Origin of the sequence: Candidatus Poriferisocius sp. (assembly GCF_965204015.1) — a bacterium.
Taxonomy (GTDB): Bacteria; Actinomycetota; Acidimicrobiia; order Acidimicrobiales; family Bin134; genus Poriferisocius.
The window spans coordinates 1,085,943-1,104,387 of the sequence record NZ_OZ241965.1 but is presented as its reverse complement, the minus strand read 5'-3'; the positions used below and the strand labels follow the sequence as shown (position 1 = coordinate 1,104,387).

Sequence of the window (18,445 nt, the reverse complement as noted above, 5' to 3'; positions counted from 1 at the left end):
CATATTTCAGGGAGGAATATGTCACCGGGGTTGGTATAATTTCATTTATGGAATTTACGGCGAATCCCAGTACAAACAGTGCTGATGCCAGCGGCGATGCTGGCGTTGGTGGGGGTTTCGGGTTCCCGGATTTCTCTGGGGCGGGTGCTTCGGAGTTGTTGGGTTTGATGGGCCAGGCTGATTTGTTGCGCCGCCGGGCTGAGGGGTATCTGGTCGGGCTGGTTGCCCGCTACGGGGAGCTCGAGGGTCCGGGTGCGGCGGCCACGGTTTGCCATCAGTTCGGCATCAGCGCGTATCGGGCCCGCCAGCTGGCCAGAACGGCCCAGGGCGTCGCGGCCATGCCCCAGATTCTCGGCGCGGTTCAGGATGGTCGCATCTCCGCGGATCAGGGCGGGATGGTGGTGGAGTCTCACAAGCGGGCGCCGATGAGCGAACAAGACCAACAAGAGCTGTTGGAGTTGGGCGGCTGGCAGGGCCACGACGATTTCAAGAAGACCGTCGCCGCGCGCGAGGACCAGCGCCGCGTCGACAACGGCATGAGCCGGGCCGAGCGCCAGCGGGCCCGCCGGTCCCTCAAGGTGTTCGACGGCACCGGCGGCATGGTCGTGGTGCACGGCGAGCTCGACCAGGTGTCCGGCGAGCGGTTCAAGGTCGCGCTTGGCGCCATGAGCGACAAGATGCTCGTCGATGACATCGCCTACGACCCCATCCGCACCTTCGAGCAGCGCAACGCCGACGCCTTAGTAGCGCTCGTCACCCAACAGCCCGCCGACAGCGCCAACCCCAACCCCTTGGCGGGCGTGCCTGACTGCGGGACCCGCCCGCAGAAAACCGTGCTGGTGGTGTCCGCCGAATACGACGCCATCGAAGGCCGGCTCAAGAACGCCGGTCTCATCGACGGAACGCCCATTGACCTCAACGAACTCCGCCGCCTGGCCTGTGACGCCGACATCGTCCCGATGATCTTCTCAGCCGACGGGCAGCCCCTATATATGGGCAGAGCCCAAAGAGCGCCCACCAAAGCCCAAAAGCTGGCCCTGTACAAAAGAGACCGCCGCTGCGTGGGCTGCGGCCTAAGACCACAGATCTGCGACGCCCACCACATCGTGCCCTGGGACCAAAACGGGCCCACCGACATAACCAACCTCGTACTGCTATGCCCCCGCTGCCACACCAAAGTCCACAAACACCACCACACCATCGAAAACGACACCAAAACCGGCCGATACCGCCTCCAACCCCCACCCCGGCCCAGCCCCACAACCCACCCGCCGCCCGCTGAACAACCAACCGCGGCCTGAGCGGACACTCCTACCCCCACCGGTTTCATTGCCATGATTTGATGGTGCCTGTGCACTATGCCCGGGGAGGCTCAGTACTGCTATTGGCAGTGGTCTTGTTGTTGGGTTCGATCAGCTGCGAGTCGGACCCGTCGATTTTGGAGGAAGCTCTAGACCCTGGCACGGCGGTGCCCAGCGAGGAAGCTCTAGTGACTGGATCCGCTACGCCATCGGTTCTTGCAACGCCGACGGCGGCTCCTAGCGAGGACCCGGTTCCGACTTCGACATCGCTAGCAGTGGAGCCGGACCAGCTTGCGAATCCGACCAGCACTCCCGAGCCCGTGCCTCTGACTGATGCACCCATTTCAGCAGCACCAGCAGAGCCTTTTGAAGGAACGATGCATGTCATTTATCCGAGTGCAGAGCCACTGCCGGGTGGTACCACCCTGGAGGGGGAGCCATTCGGAACGACTGGGGACATGCCCGTGGCGATCATCGCTTCGACGGAGCAGTGCGACGTTGTCTCCATCGATGTTCAATCAGGAATCACCACGACCCTATGGGAATACAACATGAGCGAAGAGACTTTCCTGTATTGCGGAGAGCGAGGAACGGAGCATCCGGAGTACCCCGACGCAGAGGTCCCCCCCGGATTCATCAGAGATGTGGAGTGGGTCGAACCAAGGTCTGTATTGCTGAGAATGTGCTGTGACCCGTCGGGGCAAGGGTTCGAACTCTTGGACATTGAGAAGCGAGAGAAGCGCTATTGGCTCCCTTACAGCATTTGGTACACGTCGGTAGACGGTCAGAGAACGTTATTGGTTGAAAGTTATGCCTTACGCGATTCACGCGATGGACTTGCGTCCTTACGATCTGGGCCGGTTGTGTTCAGCGAATTTGCCTCAGATCGAAGAGATTATTCCTATGAGGCATTTGGGGACCTTCCCTACCACCACTTGGTCTTGGATTCCAGCAGGGCATCCGACCAGCGGTGGGAATTCGGCCGATCCATCGTGGTCCGATCAACATGGGTAGGTGAGGATGCCGTTGCGGTGGTGGTCCGGACCTTCGTGAGTGGTCTGGGCTGGTATCCATGGTTGGCGAAGATAAGTCTGGACAAGAGTGCGACCGATTCCAATGTTCGCGGGTTGGGGTGGATGCTGCCCGCAGGTGACCAACAGGGGAATCTCGTAGTAGCCGAGCAGTTTTGCCTCCCGCCTCCGGAGGTGGCGTGCAACAGGTCATCGGCCAAAGTCGTAGTTGTCGATTCTGAGACCCTGGACCCGCTCTACGAGGTCGAAGTTGACGACGCGATCAACGATATGGACTTGGAGAGAGGTTGGCTGCTGGTAACCCTGGTTGACGGGCGGATGGGCGTTCTGGATCTGGCCGATGGGACGTTCAACGTCTTGGCCAGTGGCATCCGCAATGCGGTTTGGCAGGAGTAGGCGGGTCAGTTGGCAATATTGGGAATTAGAACACGGCAGAATCAGGAATTTATCTCCGGCAATATTGGGAATTAAAGCTCGGCAAATGTAGGATTCTCCTATGGGCACGCCGGAAAATCCGAGGCTGGGAGCAGGAGAGCTCTATCCCCGGGCCGTCGAATGGCTGGTGGCTGAAGAGCTGTTACCAGTGTTTTCCGCCTTGCTGGTGGTCGGACCTCGCGGCTGTGGCAAATCAACGTCAATGAGCCGCTTTGCCGACAGTACGTTGGATTTGTCCAGACCTGGTGCCCGGCTAGCAGCGAGAGAAGATCCCGACGGGGCTTTGGCAGCAACAGACGGCACGCTCTTGGTTGACGAATGGCAAGAAGCACCTGAGATCCTGGGAGCGATCAAGCGGTCCGTGGATGCAGACCGATTGAATCGGCCGGGAAGGTTTATTGTCACCGGTTCTGTGCGGGCCGCCCAACAGGCGACCACATGGCCGGGTACAGGTCGTCTCATCCGAGTCAGGATGCACGGCTTGACCCGGGCTGAGATGGAGCGCAACGAGCGGTACAACCCGATCGACGACCTTTTTGAGCTTGAACAGATGCAATTTGGACAGTCGGAGTGGACCCGCAATGACTATCTCGAAGCAATGTTGGGCGGGCGGTTTCCCGTAGCGGTAGAGCTGAGTGGCCGGAATCGGCGCCGGTGGTACAGCGCCTACGTTGACCAGCTTGTCGACAGGGATGCACTGCAAGTGTCCAATCGCTCGCCTCAAGGGGGGAAGCTGCGTGCTGTGCTGGGGTCGTGTGCCGCTCGTACGGGCCGAGAGCTCAACAAACAGGCCACCGCGAAAGACGCCGGTGTGGACTTCAAGACAGCGGACCTCCATCTGGCCATGCTCGAAGACCTCAGCGTGATCAGCCGTGTCCCGGCATGGCACACCAAGCGACTGAAGCGGCTGAACCGGTCTCCCAAGGTCTACTTGACCGACTCAGGTATGGCCGCTCACATTCTCAACGTTGACGCCGCGTCTTTGGGCCGAGACCCGAACATGGTGGGGCAGATGTTCGAGACCTTTGCGGCAACTGAATTGTTGGCGCATATCGAGACCGCGAAGAAAGAGACCCAGATGTTCCACCTGCGAGATCGCGATGGGAAAGAAGTAGACATCGTGCTCGAAAGCCAGGGAAAAGTCGTTGGAATCGAAGTCAAGTCTTCAAGCGTTGTCAGTCGGGATGACGCTAGGGGAATCTTGTGGCTGAGAGACCGACTTGGGGACGACTTTGCCGGTGGAGTGATTCTGAGTAGCGCCTCAGTGCCGTTTCAGGTTGATGACCGAGTGTGGGCCCTTCCCCTGAGTTCCCTGTGGCGCTCACCAATCTCGAAGTGAGAAATGGCTATTGACTAGTTGGAGACTGCGTGATCACCGCCCGGAGTTGCGGAGGGCTTGCCAGACGCGTTCGGGGGTGCAGGGCATGTCGATGTGGGTGACTCCTAGGGGGGAGAGGGCGTCGATGATGGCGTTCTGGACGGCGGCGGGGGCGGCGATGGCGCCGCTTTCGGCCACTCCTTTGACACCAAGGGGGTTGCGGTCGGTGGGGGTCTCTATGAATTGGGTCTCTACCTCAGGGACATCGCTGGCCGCGGGCACGAGGTAGTCGGCCAGGCTGGTGGTGAGCGGATTGGCGTCGGCGTCGTAGCGCATCTCCTCGAACAGGGCGATGGCGATGCCTTGCACGGCCCCGCCTTGGACTTGGCCGGAGGCTTGTACCTCGCTGAGCAGCCGGCCGCAGTCGGTGACAGCGACGTGGCGAAGCAGATCTACTGCGCCGGTTTCGGTGTCCACTTCCACGACGGCGACATGGGTGCCGCCGGGGAAGGTGGGCTGGCCCTGGTCGAAGGCGGCGGTGGCCTCGGTTCCGGCCAAGTCGGCCAGTGGGATGCTGGCGGTGGGCATGCCTCGCACTCCTAGGGTGCCATTGGGGCGCAATTCGATGTCGTCTACCGCGGCCTCCAACAAGTCTGCTGCCCGTTCTTTCAGCTTGTCTCGAAGGCGTTCCGACACTTGGACGGCAGAACTGCTGGCCAGGGACGCAGATCGAGAGCCGAAGCTCCCTAGTGCCGCGCGGAAGCGGCCGGTATCAGGGGTTACTGAGGCGACGTGGGCCGGGTCGAGGCCCAGTGTTTCCGCCGCTAGGCGTGTGACGACGGTCTGCATGCCCTGGCCTATTGGCGCGATGCCGGCATCGATTTCGATACTGCCGTCTTCAGCAACTCGGGCCGCCGCCGGTTGGCAGGGCTCGTGACGGCCGGTGAAGTCGGCCCAGCAGCTGATGCCGATGCCGAGCAGATTTTGATTCCCGGCAGCGCGGCGGGCGGCTTGGTCTTCTCTGAGTTGTTGATAGCCAATCTCCGACAGGGCTCGTTCCAACGCACCGAGATGGTCGGCCTCGTCCATGACCAGTCCACCAGGCATCTGCCGAGGAAAATCCGCGGGCCGCAGCAGGTTGCGGCGGCGGACTTCGGCGGGGTCCAGATCTAGGTCGCGGGCCAGGGTGTCCATGGCTCGCTCCACTAGCCCGATAGCTTCAGCTCTTCCCGGTCCCCGGTACGGCCCGGTGGGAACGGTGTTGGTCATTACCGCGGAGGCGTTGACGGCAACCTGGTCAATCCGGTAGGGGCCGGGGATGAGGCGTTGGGTTTGCAGCGGCTCAAACGCGCCCATCCCGGCGTAGCCGCCGACATCGGCGCTCACCTCGGCCTTGAGGGCAGTGACGATGCCGTCTCGGTTAGCGGCCAAAGTGATGCGCTGGCTTTGGTCGCGGGCTTGCATCGACAGCAGGTTCTCGGGGCGAGACTGGGCGAGGCGGAGTGGGCGGTTCAGCCGTAGGGCTAGGCGGGCGCCCACCGCGAAAAGGCCGTTCTCGCCGTCGCATTTGCCCCCGAAACCGCCGCCGATGGGGGGAACGATCAGGCTGATCTGGTCATCGTCCGTGGCCAGGGTGCCGGCCAGTTCGTCGTGGGTCAGGGACGGCATCTGGGCATTGATGTGGATTGCCACTCGGTCGCCGTTGGGGACCACGAGACCGGCGACTCCCTCGATGGGAGAGCAGGCCACCCGGGGATAGTGCTGTTTGACGGTCACAGTCACATCGGCGGCGTCGAGCGCAGCCTGGGTGGCGGCCAGATCGCCCGACGGGATGGTGAGCACAGTGTTCGAGCCGTGATCCGGGTGGAGAAGCGGGGCCTCTTCAGCGGTAGCGGCGGTTTGGTCGGGCACCGGGGGAAGGGGTTGGTAATCCACAGTCACCAACTCGCAGGCATCGACCGCCACTGCCTCGTTGATAGCGACTACGGCGGCCACCGCCTCCCCGACGTAGGCCACTGATCCATCGGCTAGCGGTGGGCGGCTAATCCTTGCCGGGGAGATTCCCTCCAGGCCGGCTTGGGTGGTCAAGCCCAAGCCGTCGGCGGTAAACACTCCGACCACGCCGTCGAGGGCCTCAGCCTCGGATGTGTCGAAGGCCGCAATGGTGGCTCGGGCTATCGGGGATCGAACGAACCCCAACCAGAGAGCGCCCTCAACGTTGAGATCTCCGCCAAAGCGGGCCCGTCCGGTCAGCAGGTCGAAGTCTTCGACCCGGCCTTCCCAATTGCTCACGACCGGCGGTCTTTACAACGCTTCTTCAATCACAGTTCCCTTGAAGAAGTCAGTGTTAGTGCCAGCCCACAGCGACATCGGGTGTTCGAAGGTGAAGGCTCGGAAGTCGGCCTCGTCGAGGATGCCGTCGTCCACGAGTTCGTAGGCCTCGGGCAGCACCTCGCGCACGTCGGGGACGTCCCAATGGCCCACGTCGGAGGCGAAGATCCCCTTCACCACCTGGCCCTTCGGGGTCACCGACCGGTTGAATCCGATGGCGGTCATGGGGTCGTCGGCCTCGCAGCCGAAGTGAAAGCGGTCCCAGATGGCCAAGATGTCGTCCACGGTGTCCACTCCGCTGAGGGCGAACTCGTCGATGGTGGCCGGGTCTTCATCGGGCTCGCTGAGCATGTGCAGCGCCTCTTGGAGGCGGTCCCGATGGCTGTTGGCCGCCGGGGTTCCGTAGGCGTCGAACAGTTGGTCCAGCTCGTCCATGTTTACCGCGGCGGGGTCGTAGTGGCTGATGGCGTCGCGGTTGCGCTTCTCCCAGTGGCCGATCACATCCGACAGCAGGTTCACGCCCCAGGCCACGCCCCCCTCCAGGAAGGCCCAGCGCAGCTCGGGGAAGCGGTGGGCCACCCCGCCCATGAACACCGCCCGGCACAGGGCCTCGCCGGCGGCGGCGAAGTTGCCCAGGTGGTTGTACACGTAGTTGGTCTCCGAGGTGCGGCTGCCCCAGCCCATGCCCGCGGAGTGGAAGGTGGGCGACACGCCCAACTCGGTGCATCGTTGCCACACCGGGTCGTAGTCGTGGGGGGAGTCCATGCCCAGGGTGTCCATGCGGCGGGCATGGCGGTGGCTGGTGTTCTCCGGGTCCACCGGCCGGGGCACCAGCCCGGTCATCATCACCGGGCGCATGCCCAGCTCGCCCACCGCGAAGTCCAGCTCGGCAATGGCCTCATCGGGGGTGAACATGGGGATGATGGCCACCGGCATCAGGCGGTCGGAGTAGGGCTCGTAGGCCTGGTGGAAGTAGAGGTTGAACGCCCGGGCCGCGCCGAGGCGCAGATCTTCGTCTTCGAGGCCCATGCAGGTCAGCCCGTAGGTGGGATAGAGCACGGCCAGGTCGATTCCGATCTCGTCCAGGCGCTCGTACAGCAGCTTGGGCAGTAGGGCGGTGGCCCGGTCGAGGGTGTTGCGGGCCGGGAGCCCCCACCACGCCGAGCGCATCATCCCGGCGGCCCGGCGCTGCTCCAGCGACAGGTCGATGGACTTCCGGGCCCCGTACTCGACCACCTTGAACTTGTCCACCAACTCCGGTCCGCCGACGGTGGCCATGATGTCGTGAACCTCGGGCAGGAACTCGATGATGTGGCCGTCAGAGTCGATGATGGGATGGTCGATGGCGTCGCGGATGCGCCGCACCTCAGCGCTGGGCTCAAAGCTCATGGGGGACACACTACGACCCCAGTGAATTGCGGTGTCAGGCGTACACTTCGGAATCATGCGAGGCATCATCAGCTTCGGGGGCTATGTGCCTTACCGGCGCTTGGACCGGTCGGCTATCGCCGCGGTGATGGGCAAAGGGGGCGGCCGGGGCACCCGATCGGTGGCGTCCTACGACGAGGACACCACCACCATGGGGGTGGAGGCGGCCCGGTTGGCCCTGCGCCCGGTTGATGCTGAGCCCCGAGCGCTGTGGTTCGCCACCGCCGACCCCGCCTATCTGGAGAAGACCAACGCCACCGCCATCCACGCTGCGCTGCGGTTGGACACCTCGGTGGGCGCGCTGGACTTCGGGGGCGCGGTGCGTTCCGGCATCGGGGCACTGCGGACCGCCCTGGATGCGAAGGGGCCGACATTGGTGGTGACCGCCGACATCAGGGGCGGACTGCCCACCGGCGCTGACGAAGCCACTGGTGGCGACGGTGCCGCCGCATTCTTGATCGGTACCGAGGACGATGGGCCGGTGGTAGCCGAGTTGCTGGGATCGGCGTCGGCCACCGAGGAGTTCGTGGACCGCTGGCGCCAGCCGGGCTCGCCAAGCACCGGCCAATGGGAGGAGCGGTTTGGCGAGACCCGCTATGGCCCGCTGGCGGCCCAAGCGTGGAAAGAGGCGCTGGGCGCAGCTGGCATTGAGGCGGCGGATGTGGATGTGGCCGTGGTCGCCGGGTCTCACGGCCGAGCGGTCAAGCGGGTGGCGGGCCAGCTCGGGGTAGCTCGAGTGGCCGACGACTTGGCCGCGACGGTGGGCAATACCGGCACCGCTCATCCCGGTCTGGTGCTGGCCAACGAGCTGGAGCAGGCCGAGCCCGGTCAGACCATCGCGGTGGTGATGCTGGCTGACGGGGTGGAGGTACTGGTGCTGCGGACCACTGAGGCGCTGGCCGAATTCACACCGGCTCTCCCGGTGGCCGATCAGATCGCCGGCGGGGCCGAGGTGAACTACGCCACATTCTTGCAGTGGCGGGAGATGATCCAAGTCCAGCCCCCCAATAGGCCCGAGCCCACCCGACCGTCGTCGTCGGCCGCGGCCCGGGCCCAAGACTGGAAGTACGGCTTCGTGGGCAGCCGGGGCACCGAGAGCGGGACGCTCCACTTGCCGCCGGCCCGGGTGTCTATCCGAGCCGAGGACGAGCTCGATGCCATGGACCCCGCACCAATGGCCGACGTCGGGGCCACCGTGGTGACCTTCACTATCGACCGGCTGGTGTACTCGGTGAGCCCGCCAGTGGTGTTCGCAGTAGTGGACTTCGACGGAGGCGGCCGGCTCCCAGTGGAGCTGACCGACGTAGAACCCGACGCGGTCCGCATCGGCCAGCGAGTGGAGATGACCTTCCGGCGGCTGTACGAGGCCGAGGGCATCAACAACTATTTCTGGAAGGCCCGCCCGGCGCGGTCGGGGTCTTCGTCGGAATAAGGGGAGGCGACCGATGGCCAGTCATGGCATCAAAGACCAGGTAGCGATCATCGGAATGGGGTGTACCCAGTTCCGGGAGCACTGGGACAAGGGAGTCGACGACCTGCTGATCGACTCGGCCACCGCCGCGTTCGACTCCGCAGGAGTGAGCAAAGACGACGTTGACGCCTTCTGGCTGGGCACGGCCTCCAGCGGGATGAGCGGTTTGACGCTGAGCCAGCCGTTGAAGCTGGAGGGCAAGCCGGTCACCCGGGTGGAGAACTTCTGCGCCACCGGCTCTGAGGCGCTTCGCCAAGCCTCCTACGCGGTGGCCAGCGGGGCCTACGACATGGCCATGGCCATCGGAGTGGAGAAGATCAAGGACTCCGGCTACCAGGGGCTGAACGCCGCGCCCGCCCCCCATGACGGCACCAAGCGGAACCTGACCGCGGCGGCCATGTACAGCCTGGTGCTGCCCGCCTACGCCGCCCGCTACGGGGTGGACGAGGACGAGCTGCGCATGGTGGTGGCCAAGATCGCCGAAAAGAACCACCGCAACGGGGCGCTCAATCCTCTGGCCCAGTTCCGCCGGGAGATGCCGGCCGAGAAGATCTGCGAGATGGCCGCGGTGGCCGGGCGGCTGTCGGTGTTCGACTGTTCCGGCGTGGCTGATGGCTCAGCGGCGGCCATCGTGGTGCGGGCAGAAGACGCCCACCGGTACTGCGACGATCCGCTGTACATCAAGGCGCTGTCGTTCGTGTCGGGCACCGGCGGCGGGCTCATCGATCCCGACTACGACTACACCACCTTCCCCGAGTGCGAGATGGCCGGGGCTGACGCCTACCGCCAAGCTGGCATCGAAGATCCCCGCTCCGCGCTGGCCATGGCCGAGGTCCACGACTGCTTCACTCCTACCGAGATGGTGCTCATGGAAGACCTCGGCTTCTGCGAGCGGGGCACGGCGTGGAAAGAGGTACTGGCCGGAACCTTCGAGCGCACCGGCGACATGCCCATCAACACCGACGGCGGCCTAAAAGCGTTCGGCCACCCCGTGGGGGCCTCCGGCCTCCGAATGCACTACGAGTGCTGGCTCCAACTCCGCAACAAAGCCGGCGAAGATCGCCAGATCGACTTGTCCACCCGCAACCTCGGCCTAGTCCACAACCTCGGCGGCTACCCCGGCGAAATGGTCTCCTTCGTCTCCATCCTCGGCCCCGACCTGGGCTAGCGGGGCCAGACTTGGGGGCAGCGGGGGTGGTTTACGGGGTCGCCTTCGGATACTTCAGAGTGGTGGGGCTTTAGGGGGGTGCCCCGCTTGAAGCGGTAGACGGTGCCGTCGCCGCAGTAGCGCACTGAGATGGCTCGGCGCCATTGATCGGTCACGTTGGCGTGGGCGCCGTGGAGGGTCATGGCGTGGTGGACGGCCACATCGCCGGGCGCCATGTCGAAGCAGAGCAGGTGCTCGGAGTCGTCCCGGTCGTAGTGGGGGACCTCTTCGCCGTCGGTGTTGGGCATGGAGAGCTGGCTCACGAACCAGTTGGGGCGGAAGTTCCGCTCCCAGCGGTGCGAGCCCTTCACGTAAACGGTGGCCCCGGTGGCCTTGGAGATGGGATCGAGCGGGCACCAAGTGGTACACACTTTGTCGCCTTCCAGCTGGAAATAGGCCATGTCCTGGTGGATGGAGGTGGGCTCCTCGGTATGGGGCTCCTTCACCAGCACGCTGTCCTCGTAGAACCACAGCTCTTTGCTTCGCATCAGTTCGGCGGCCAACTGGGGCAGGGGCGACTGGGTGGCGAATGCCTCGAAGTCAGGATCGTCCCACCAGTGGTCGGTGCCGCCATGAAACTGGCCGCGGGGGGCGCCTGTCTTAGCCGCCGCGGGGTCGTTGAGCACGGTGCCGCCGCTGGGCGGTACCACCATGGTGCCCATCTCGGTCATGTTGTTCATTTCCTCTGACCCCAGAGCCCGGTCTACCGGCTTGGCCATGGAGGCCAGGGTCTCGTCGGAGAGCACTCCCCGGATCACCACCACGCCGTCCCGCCAGAAGGCCTCGATTTCCTTGTCGCTCACCAGTGCCATAGCGACAATCCTTACATCTGCTCCAACTCGGGGGGCATGCCGAGGTGGACCATGCTTTCGGCGGTGGAGCCCTGGGGGGTCCAGTCGGAGGTGTCCATGGCGTGGGCCATGCCCGAGGCCACTGACTCCATGGTCAGGTCGATGTCTTGGGCCGGGGAGGCCGCGTAGACGATGCGGGCGAACTTGCCCCCGCCGGCGGTGAAGGCCTCGCCGGTTACCGTGCATTGGTCGCTCACCAGATGGGCCACCACCGGGGCCACCTTCTCGGCGCCGAAGTGTTCCCGCAGGTGCGATTTGAAGGGCGACTCGGGCAGGCCTTCGGTCAGCCGGGAGATGGCCGCGGGCAACAGCAGGTTGGCGGTGATGTTGTGGGCTTGGCCGAACATGGCCTCGGTGCGGGTGAAGCCGAACAGCCCCGACTTGGTGGCCGCATAGGAGGCGATGGGGTTGCCGAAGCAGGCCGGGGAGCCGGTGTTGATGATTCGCCCGTAGCCCCGCTCCACCATGTGGGGCCACGCCGCCTTGGCGGTGTTGAGGCATCCCAGCAGGGTCACCCCCACGTGTCGGTGCATCTCGTCGGCGTCGATGTCGGGGAAAAACGCCGAGCTGGCCACCCCGGCGTTGTTGATGAGGATGTCCACCCGGCCCCAGGCATCCATTGCGCTGGCCACCATCGCCTGGGCGGTGGCTGGGTCGGCCACGTCGCCGTTGTTGGCGATGGCCTCGCCACCGGCGTCACGGATGCGTTGCGCGGCCTCCTCGGCGATGTCGGGATTGAAGCCCTGCTCGACCAGGCCCAGGGTTCCGCTGCCGAGGTCGTTGAGCACGATCTTGGCGCCCCGCTCAGCCAGGTAGATGGCGTGGGCGAACCCCAGGCCGATTCTGTCGGCGGCGCCAGTGACCAGGGCGACCCGGTCTTGGAACTCATTGGGCCCACCATTCACATTGGACATTGAGGTCACGCTCCGTTCAAGAGAGGGGCTAGAGTCTCGAGGGTTTCGAGGCTGGGACGGGTCTTGTCCACCGGGTCGAGCGGCTGGATGCACACGTGGGTGGCACCGGCTTCGTGATGCTGGCGCACCCGTTCGGCCAGGGCGTTCTCATCGCCCCAGGCCACCACCGCGTCAACCACCTCATCGCTGCCGCCATCGTCGAGGGCGCTCTCCTCGAAGCCGCAGCGCATGAGGTTGTTGCGGTAGTTGGGCATGGTGATCGGCCCGGCCATGGATGCTCGGGCCCGCTCCCGGGCCCGCACCGGGTCGGTCTCCAGCATCACCTTCTGCTCTGGGCAGATCCAGGCGTCGGGGCCCATGATCTCCCGGGATCGCCGGGAGTTCTCGGGCGGCGCGAAGTAGGGGTGGGCGCCCATGGTGCGCTCGGCAGCCAGCTTCAACATGAGCGGGCCGAGGGCGGCCAGCACCATGGGCGGCTCGCCGTCGAGCTCCGGTCCCCACCACATGGCGCTTTCCATCTTGTCGAGGTACTCCCGCATCGACGGGATGGGCTTGGGATAGGGCTTGCCCTGCAATCGCTCCACTGGAGCTTGGTGGGACACCCCGAGGCCGAGCAGAAAACGACCACCCGACTGGTCGTGTAATTCCTTCTGGGCGCAGGAGGTGGCCTGGGCCTCCCGCAGGTGGATGTTCACCACGCCGGTGGCCAGTACCAGCGTGGAGGTGTGGTTGAGCAGCAGGGAGGCGTGGGCGAAAGGATCGCGGCCGAAGGCGTCGGGGATCCAAAGGGCGCCATAGCCCAACTCTTCAACCCGTTGGGCGAATTCGATGGCCTCGCTGGTTGAGAAGCTGTCGGTGCGGGTCCAGACCCCGACGCGGCCGATATCCATGCTCATGGGGTCAACGTAGCGGCCCGCTAGCGGCAGAGAGATGGTCAGGCGACGATCTGGCTGTCGTGCAGGCGGGCTATCTCGCTGCCCGACAGGCCGAGCACATCGGCCAGCACTTCGTCGGTGTGCTGGCCCAGCCGGGGAGCGGGGCCGGGATCGACCAGATGCTCCTCAGAGAACCGAAGCGGGGGGCCAGAGGTGAGATATTGCCCGGTCTCGGGGTGGTTTACCTCGGCAAACAGCGGGTTCTTGGTGGAGCAGCGGGGGTCGTCGGCTACCAGCTCCAGCATCGACTGGTAACGGCCCCAGCACACCCCTTGGGCGTCGAGGGCGGCCGACGCCTCAGCCAGGGTGTGGCTTGCGCACCACTGGGCCACCAGTGGATTGAGGCGATCCTGGGCCAAATAACGGTCTCCGTCCACCCGGGTGAAGTCCAGGCCGGTTTCCGCCTCCAGCGCAGCCACCTCATCGGCGATGCCGCAGGCGGCCACCACGCCCTGCCACTCTCGGCCGCTCACCCCCGCGATATAGATGCGCTCGCCGTCGGCCAACTCGAAATCCCGGCCGAAGGCACCGTAGACGTTGTTGCCGATCCGGGGCCGCTGGGTGCCCAGGAGCTGGGCCTGGGCCACATGGCCCAGCATCGACACCGAGGCCAGTGCCACATCGGACAGGGCCAAATTCACCAGGCTGCCCTCACCGGTGCGGGAACGCTGGCGCTCAGCAGCCAGCACTCCGAGGGCGGCGGTTTGGCCGCAGATGATGTCCCAGGCGGGCAGCACGTGGTTGATGGTGCCGTCATCGCCGGTGACCCAGGGGTAGCCCATGGCGCAGTTCACGGTGTAGTCCACCGCGGTGGAGCCGTCGTGGTTGCCGGTGATGGCCACCATGATGAGATCGTCGCGGTGTTGGCGGAGGCTGTCGTATGACAGCCAGCCGACGGCGGGGAAGTTGGTGGTGAAAATGCCGGCGTCAGGCCCGGGGGCAGTGGCCAGAGCGGTGATCAGCTCTTGGCCCTCGGGGGAGCGGAGGTCGACCTGGATCGACCGTTTCCCCTTGTTGAGACCCTGCCAGTACAACGATTGGCCCTCGGGGGTGAGCGGCCACCGTTGGTAGTCGATGCCGCCGCCAATGGCGTCGAAGCGGATCACGTCGGCCCCGTGTTGCGCCAGTGTCATCCCCCCTGAGGGGCAGGCCACAAACGCCGATCCCTCCACCACCCGCATTCCCGCCAGCACGCCGCTCATGATCAGGAGTCCAGCAGGGGCAGGACATCGGTGCCGAAGCGAGCGACTTGGTCGTCATACTCGGCTGCGTCGCGGGATCGGAAGAATAGAAACACCACCGAGGTCCCCAGCTCGTGGGCATAGCGCAGCGACTCCGCAATCTGGTCGGGAGAGCCGCCGATAAACGGCCATCCCGGGGGGAAAAGCCCCTCCGGCGGGTCGCCGATGTAAACGGTCCCGGCCAACCAGCCGAGGTCCACTTCATCGAGGTCGCGGCCCACCACGTCGGCATGGGCCCGCATGTAGTCGATCTGCTCGGCCATGGCCTCCCGGGGCGTGCCCTGGGGGATCCAGCCGTCCCCCCGCTCCACCACCCGGCGCAGGGCCGGGCGGGTGCTGCCTCCGATCCAGACGGGAATGGTGTCCTGCGCGGCGGCGGGGCCCACTCCCATGTCTTTGAAGTTGTAGAACTCTCCGCTGAACTCGCAGAACCCTCCGGCAGCTTCCACGGCCACCCGCACCGCGTCGATGGCCTCGTCGGTCATCCGCCCCCGGTCGGCGAAGTTCAATCCCAGGGCTTCGAACTCGGCCTCGACGTGGCCGGCACCCACTCCCATCACTGCTCGTCCGCCGGTGAGATGGTCGAGGGTGCAGAACGAGTTCGCGGTGGTCAGGGGATGGCGATAGGGAAGGACGTATACCTCCGAGAGCAGCCGGATGGTGCTGGTGGCTGCTCCCAGGAAGCTGAGCGTGGAGATCGGGTCGTACCACGTGGTGGACATGTGGGCGGCGTATTCGTTGTTTGGGATGGCGATGTGGTCGCACACTCCCACGAACCCGAACCCAGCGGCCTCCGCGGTTTGGGTGATGGCCAACAGGTCGTCCACGGTGGCAGTTGGCTCCCACGGCTGGCAGATTCGCTCGTTGAGGGTCTGGATCGGAAGCTGGATCCCGCAAAGAATCTCGCCATCGGCAGTTATGCGCGCCATGGGGTCATTGTGGCGGGTGGAGTCCGAGGCTGTCGAAGAGGAACGCCCGTTGCAGCAGCAGGAGGTTCTCGGCCACCTGTTCTTGAGGGGTCATGTGGGTGACGCCGGGCAGGGGCAACACTTGGTGGGGGCGGCCGGCTTCAAACAGGGCTTGGGAGAGTTGGAGGGTGTGCGCCGCGAACACGTTGTCGTCGGCTAAGCCGCAGATCAGCAGGAGCGGGCGGGTCAGGTCTCCGGCCAATTCCAGCAGGCTGGTGCGGGTGTAGGCCTCGGAGTTGTGGTCGGGGTGGCCCAGGTAGCGCTCGGTGTAATGGGTGTCGTACAGGTGCCAGTCGGTAACCGGGGCGCCGGCGATGGCGGCGTGAAACCGGTCGGGCCGGACCAACACGGCCAGCGCAGCCAGATAGCCGCCGAACGACCAACCCCTTACGGCCACCCGGCCCAAGTCGAGGCGGGGGTGGTGCTGGGCCAGCGTATCGAGGGCGTCGATCTGGTCTTCCAGTACCGGATGGGCTAGATCGCCGGCCACCGCCCGCTCCCAAGCCGGACCGCGGGCCGGTGTGCCCCGGCCGTCGGTGATGACCACCGCGAATCCCTGGTCGGCGAACCACTGCGAAACGTGGAACGGCGAGCGGGCCTTGAGCACGCGCTGGGCGTGGGGGCCGCCATAGGGGTCGAGCAGCACCGGCAGAGGATGGCCGCCGGTTCCGTCGTCGTCCGACGGGTACAGCACTGCGGTGCGTAATTCTCGGCTGCCGACAACGGAAAAATGGGGCGAAGGGGAGAGAGAAGGGGTGCTGGCCGAAGAGGAGATGGGAATGCCCTCGGTGGGGGTGACTACTCCTACGGCAGCGTCTCGCTCAGCGGTTGCCGCCCGGACAATCACTGCGGTGTCGCCTCCGGCGGCCGCGCTATGCACCCCTGGATCAGCGGAAAGGCGCTCCAGGTTGCCGTCGGAGTCGAGCTGCCAAACATGGACCTCGGTGGGGTCGTCCGACGCGGTGAACACCACCCGGTGCTCATCGGCGGCCACCACGCTGCGGACTTGCAGGTTGCCCGGGGTGACCTCGACGCCGTCGATCACGAGACGGCGGGCTGAGCCACGGTCCTCGGCGGTCACCAGCCGCTCGCCCATCCACGCGGGGGTGCCCGGCACCAGCTCCACCCAGTGCTCGTCGGTCTGGCGGGCAATTTCTCTGGTGGCCCCGGTGTCGGGGTCGACCTCCAAGATCACCACCGTGCGCTGGTCGCGGCTCTGCACGGTAATAACGGGGTTCGACCGGGGTGCCCACGCGGCCCGAGCCAGGTATTCATAGGCGTCTCGATCCCAGGCCACATCAACTCGGCTGCCGTCGAGCCCGAGAACTGCCAAAGAGACGTCGGCATTAACTGTGCCCGCGGCGGGATAGGCCATGGGCACGGGCGCGGAACTTGGATCAGCGGGGGAGGGGATGTACCAAGTAGGCACCCCGGCGGTGTCTACTCGGGCCACCAGCAGGCGCTGGCTGTCGGGAGACCACCAGAATCCCCGGCTCCGGCCCATCTCTTCGGCGGCGATGAACTCGGCCGACCCCCAGCTCACGGTGTCGCCCGGTTCATCGATGACCAGCCGGTCGTGTCCGTCAGCTGCGGCGTCCACCACTCGCAAGCCGGAGCCGGACACATAGGCCACCCGTTGTCCGTCGGGTGATGGGCGGGGATCGAAAGCTCCAGATTCGGTAGGCAGCAATTCGACGGTCCCGCCGGCCACATCGGCCAGGAACACCCGCCCATCCAAGGTGAAGGCGATCTTGGTCAGGCCGGGATCGCCGGCGTAGGCCACGATCCCCCCGCCGCTCTCCCGGGCTCGCTCCCGGCGGGCCCGCTCGGCCGGCGGCAGGTTCTCCTCGCCGGGGTCGGCCAAGAGTTCATCTGGATCGGCGGCCACAATCTCCTCGCCGGTAGCGGTGTCCAGCATCCAGAGCCGGTTCACCGGATCATCGCCCGACGAACTGCGCAGAAACGCCACTCGGCGGCCATCTTCGGACACTGAGAAGCTGCGAGGCGCACCCAGGGTGAATCCCCGGGTACGGGCGTGCTGGCGGGGGAACGACTCGGTCATAGCGCGCCGAATGAATCTAGGTCGGCTGCGGCAGCAGCGGCGCGGTTCACCAAGACCAGGGAGGTGGGCTTGGGCATCATCACCCCCACTGCGGCGGTCACCAGCATGGCCTCGACCGCGTAGACAACATTGCGGCGATAGGCCAGCCAGGCTTCATCGAAATCCGGGGCGACCGGGCCGAGCTGGCGCAGGTAGCCGGCCAGCAGGTCCTTCTCGGCGCTTCGGCGCGTCTCAAGGTCAAGCGAGGTGACCAGCAGATAGGCGACGTCTCGAGCCCACGGCCCCGCCCGGCACAACTGCCAGTCGATGAGCCCGGGGCGGCCGTCGGCGGCAACGAATTGGTTCCCCGGGTGGCAGTCGTTGTGGATCAGAGTCGTCGGTCCGCCCGACATCACCTCGTGGGCCGCCCGGCGGGTGCGGGCGTACCGGGCGATGGGCTGGTGCAGCGCCTCGGGAACCGCCGAGCCAACTCGCCAGAGCCCCAGGCGGCAGAGCGAGGGGCTGAACAGTGCCCCCAGCTTCAGTTCTCGCCGGGGGTTTCGAGCCAGCCACGGATGCGACTCAGTGCGCCCCCACCATTGCCGATGCATGGCGGCCAGCGACGCCAGCAGCGAGGCTGCCTCATCTGCGCTAAGCGTGTCGGTGGATGACCGAAGCGTTGCGCCGGAGTCGGCCAAGTCCTCTAGCACCACGATGAAGCCGTGCCAGAAGTGGCCAGCGCCGTGGCATTGGGGAGTGGGGATGGGAACCTGGTCGCGCAGCTCGGTGTAGAAGCTGACTTCGGCCCGGCTCAATCGAGGCACCGCGACGAAGGCTCGAGCAATCAAAGAGCGGGATGGTCGCTTGACGAACACAGCCAGCGTTGTGCCATCGTCCAAATGCAGCCGAGCCCGGGTTCTTCGCGTGGTGCCCGACTGATCGTCCAGGATCTCGATCTCCGTCACGGGTTGAC

The 18,445-nt window shown here is 65.5% G+C and carries 14 protein-coding genes; 5 read left to right on the top strand and 9 right to left on the bottom strand.

Translation table 11 applies throughout. The features are described from left to right. Positions 1 to 47 precede the first annotated feature (47 nt). The 3 genes from ACOGJC_RS05040 (at position 48) to ACOGJC_RS05030 (ending at position 4,106) form a co-directional block, all read left to right on the top strand. Positions 48 to 1,301: a DUF222 domain-containing protein gene (locus tag ACOGJC_RS05040; RefSeq protein ID WP_419847418.1), complete on the top strand. Its 1,254-nt coding sequence runs from the start codon at positions 48 to 50 to the stop codon at positions 1,299 to 1,301. A 167-nt stretch (positions 1,302 to 1,468) separates the two neighbouring features. Continuing rightward, positions 1,469 to 2,728, top strand: coding sequence for a hypothetical protein (locus tag ACOGJC_RS05035; protein WP_419847417.1), 1,260 nt, complete (start codon positions 1,469 to 1,471; stop codon positions 2,726 to 2,728). Between the two features lie 100 nt (positions 2,729 to 2,828). Then, a complete protein-coding gene (locus tag ACOGJC_RS05030; protein ID WP_419847416.1) occupies positions 2,829 to 4,106 on the top strand; it encodes an ATP-binding protein in 1,278 nt (425 codons plus the stop codon). A gap of 33 nt (positions 4,107 to 4,139) precedes the next feature. Here ACOGJC_RS05030 and ACOGJC_RS05025 read toward each other — a convergent pair whose 3' ends face one another. Together ACOGJC_RS05025 and ACOGJC_RS05020 are read right to left on the bottom strand one after the other, a co-directional pair. Continuing rightward, the gene (locus ACOGJC_RS05025) at positions 4,140 to 6,377 is read right to left on the bottom strand and encodes a xanthine dehydrogenase family protein molybdopterin-binding subunit (protein ID WP_419847415.1); all 2,238 of its coding nucleotides are present in this window, start codon (positions 6,375 to 6,377) and stop codon (positions 4,140 to 4,142) included. 12 nt (positions 6,378 to 6,389) lie between these two features. Then, a complete protein-coding gene (locus ACOGJC_RS05020) occupies positions 6,390 to 7,805 on the bottom strand; it encodes an amidohydrolase family protein (protein ID WP_419847414.1) in 1,416 nt (471 codons plus the stop codon). Positions 7,806 to 7,836: 31 nt separating this feature from the next. On the opposite strand from ACOGJC_RS05020, the gene ACOGJC_RS05015 reads away from it, so the two are divergent. Both ACOGJC_RS05015 and ACOGJC_RS05010 read left to right on the top strand, forming a co-directional pair. Beyond that, a complete protein-coding gene (locus ACOGJC_RS05015) occupies positions 7,837 to 9,276 on the top strand; it encodes an OB-fold domain-containing protein (RefSeq protein WP_419847413.1) in 1,440 nt (479 codons plus the stop codon). A gap of 13 nt (positions 9,277 to 9,289) precedes the next feature. Further along, positions 9,290 to 10,483, top strand: coding sequence for an acetyl-CoA acetyltransferase (locus ACOGJC_RS05010; RefSeq protein WP_419847412.1), 1,194 nt, complete (start codon positions 9,290 to 9,292; stop codon positions 10,481 to 10,483). Here the strand turns inward: ACOGJC_RS05010 and ACOGJC_RS05005 are convergent. The 7 genes from ACOGJC_RS05005 to ACOGJC_RS04975 are packed head-to-tail and all read right to left on the bottom strand — an operon-like array spanning position 10,480 to position 18,437. Beyond that, positions 10,480 to 11,334: a phytanoyl-CoA dioxygenase family protein gene (locus ACOGJC_RS05005; protein WP_419847411.1), complete on the bottom strand. Its 855-nt coding sequence runs from the start codon at positions 11,332 to 11,334 to the stop codon at positions 10,480 to 10,482. The genes ACOGJC_RS05010 and ACOGJC_RS05005 overlap by 4 nt on opposite strands. A gap of 11 nt (positions 11,335 to 11,345) precedes the next feature. Beyond that, positions 11,346 to 12,287: an SDR family NAD(P)-dependent oxidoreductase gene (locus tag ACOGJC_RS05000; RefSeq protein ID WP_419847410.1), complete on the bottom strand. Its 942-nt coding sequence runs from the start codon at positions 12,285 to 12,287 to the stop codon at positions 11,346 to 11,348. A 5-nt stretch (positions 12,288 to 12,292) separates the two neighbouring features. Then, the gene (locus tag ACOGJC_RS04995) at positions 12,293 to 13,183 is read right to left on the bottom strand and encodes a TIGR03620 family F420-dependent LLM class oxidoreductase (RefSeq protein ID WP_419847409.1); all 891 of its coding nucleotides are present in this window, start codon (positions 13,181 to 13,183) and stop codon (positions 12,293 to 12,295) included. 38 nt (positions 13,184 to 13,221) lie between these two features. Beyond that, the gene (locus tag ACOGJC_RS04990) at positions 13,222 to 14,424 is read right to left on the bottom strand and encodes a CoA transferase (RefSeq protein WP_419847408.1); all 1,203 of its coding nucleotides are present in this window, start codon (positions 14,422 to 14,424) and stop codon (positions 13,222 to 13,224) included. 2 nt (positions 14,425 to 14,426) lie between these two features. Beyond that, a complete protein-coding gene (locus ACOGJC_RS04985) occupies positions 14,427 to 15,392 on the bottom strand; it encodes a TIGR03619 family F420-dependent LLM class oxidoreductase (RefSeq protein WP_419847407.1) in 966 nt (321 codons plus the stop codon). Positions 15,393 to 15,396: 4 nt separating this feature from the next. Continuing rightward, a complete protein-coding gene (locus tag ACOGJC_RS04980) occupies positions 15,397 to 17,493 on the bottom strand; it encodes a DPP IV N-terminal domain-containing protein (RefSeq protein WP_419847406.1) in 2,097 nt (698 codons plus the stop codon). Beyond that, positions 17,490 to 18,437 carry a phosphotransferase gene (locus ACOGJC_RS04975; protein WP_419847405.1) on the bottom strand — a complete coding sequence of 316 codons (948 nt, stop codon included), beginning with the start codon at positions 18,435 to 18,437 and terminating at the stop codon, positions 17,490 to 17,492. The genes ACOGJC_RS04980 and ACOGJC_RS04975 overlap by 4 nt, the downstream gene beginning before the upstream one ends. Positions 18,438 to 18,445 lie beyond the last annotated feature (8 nt).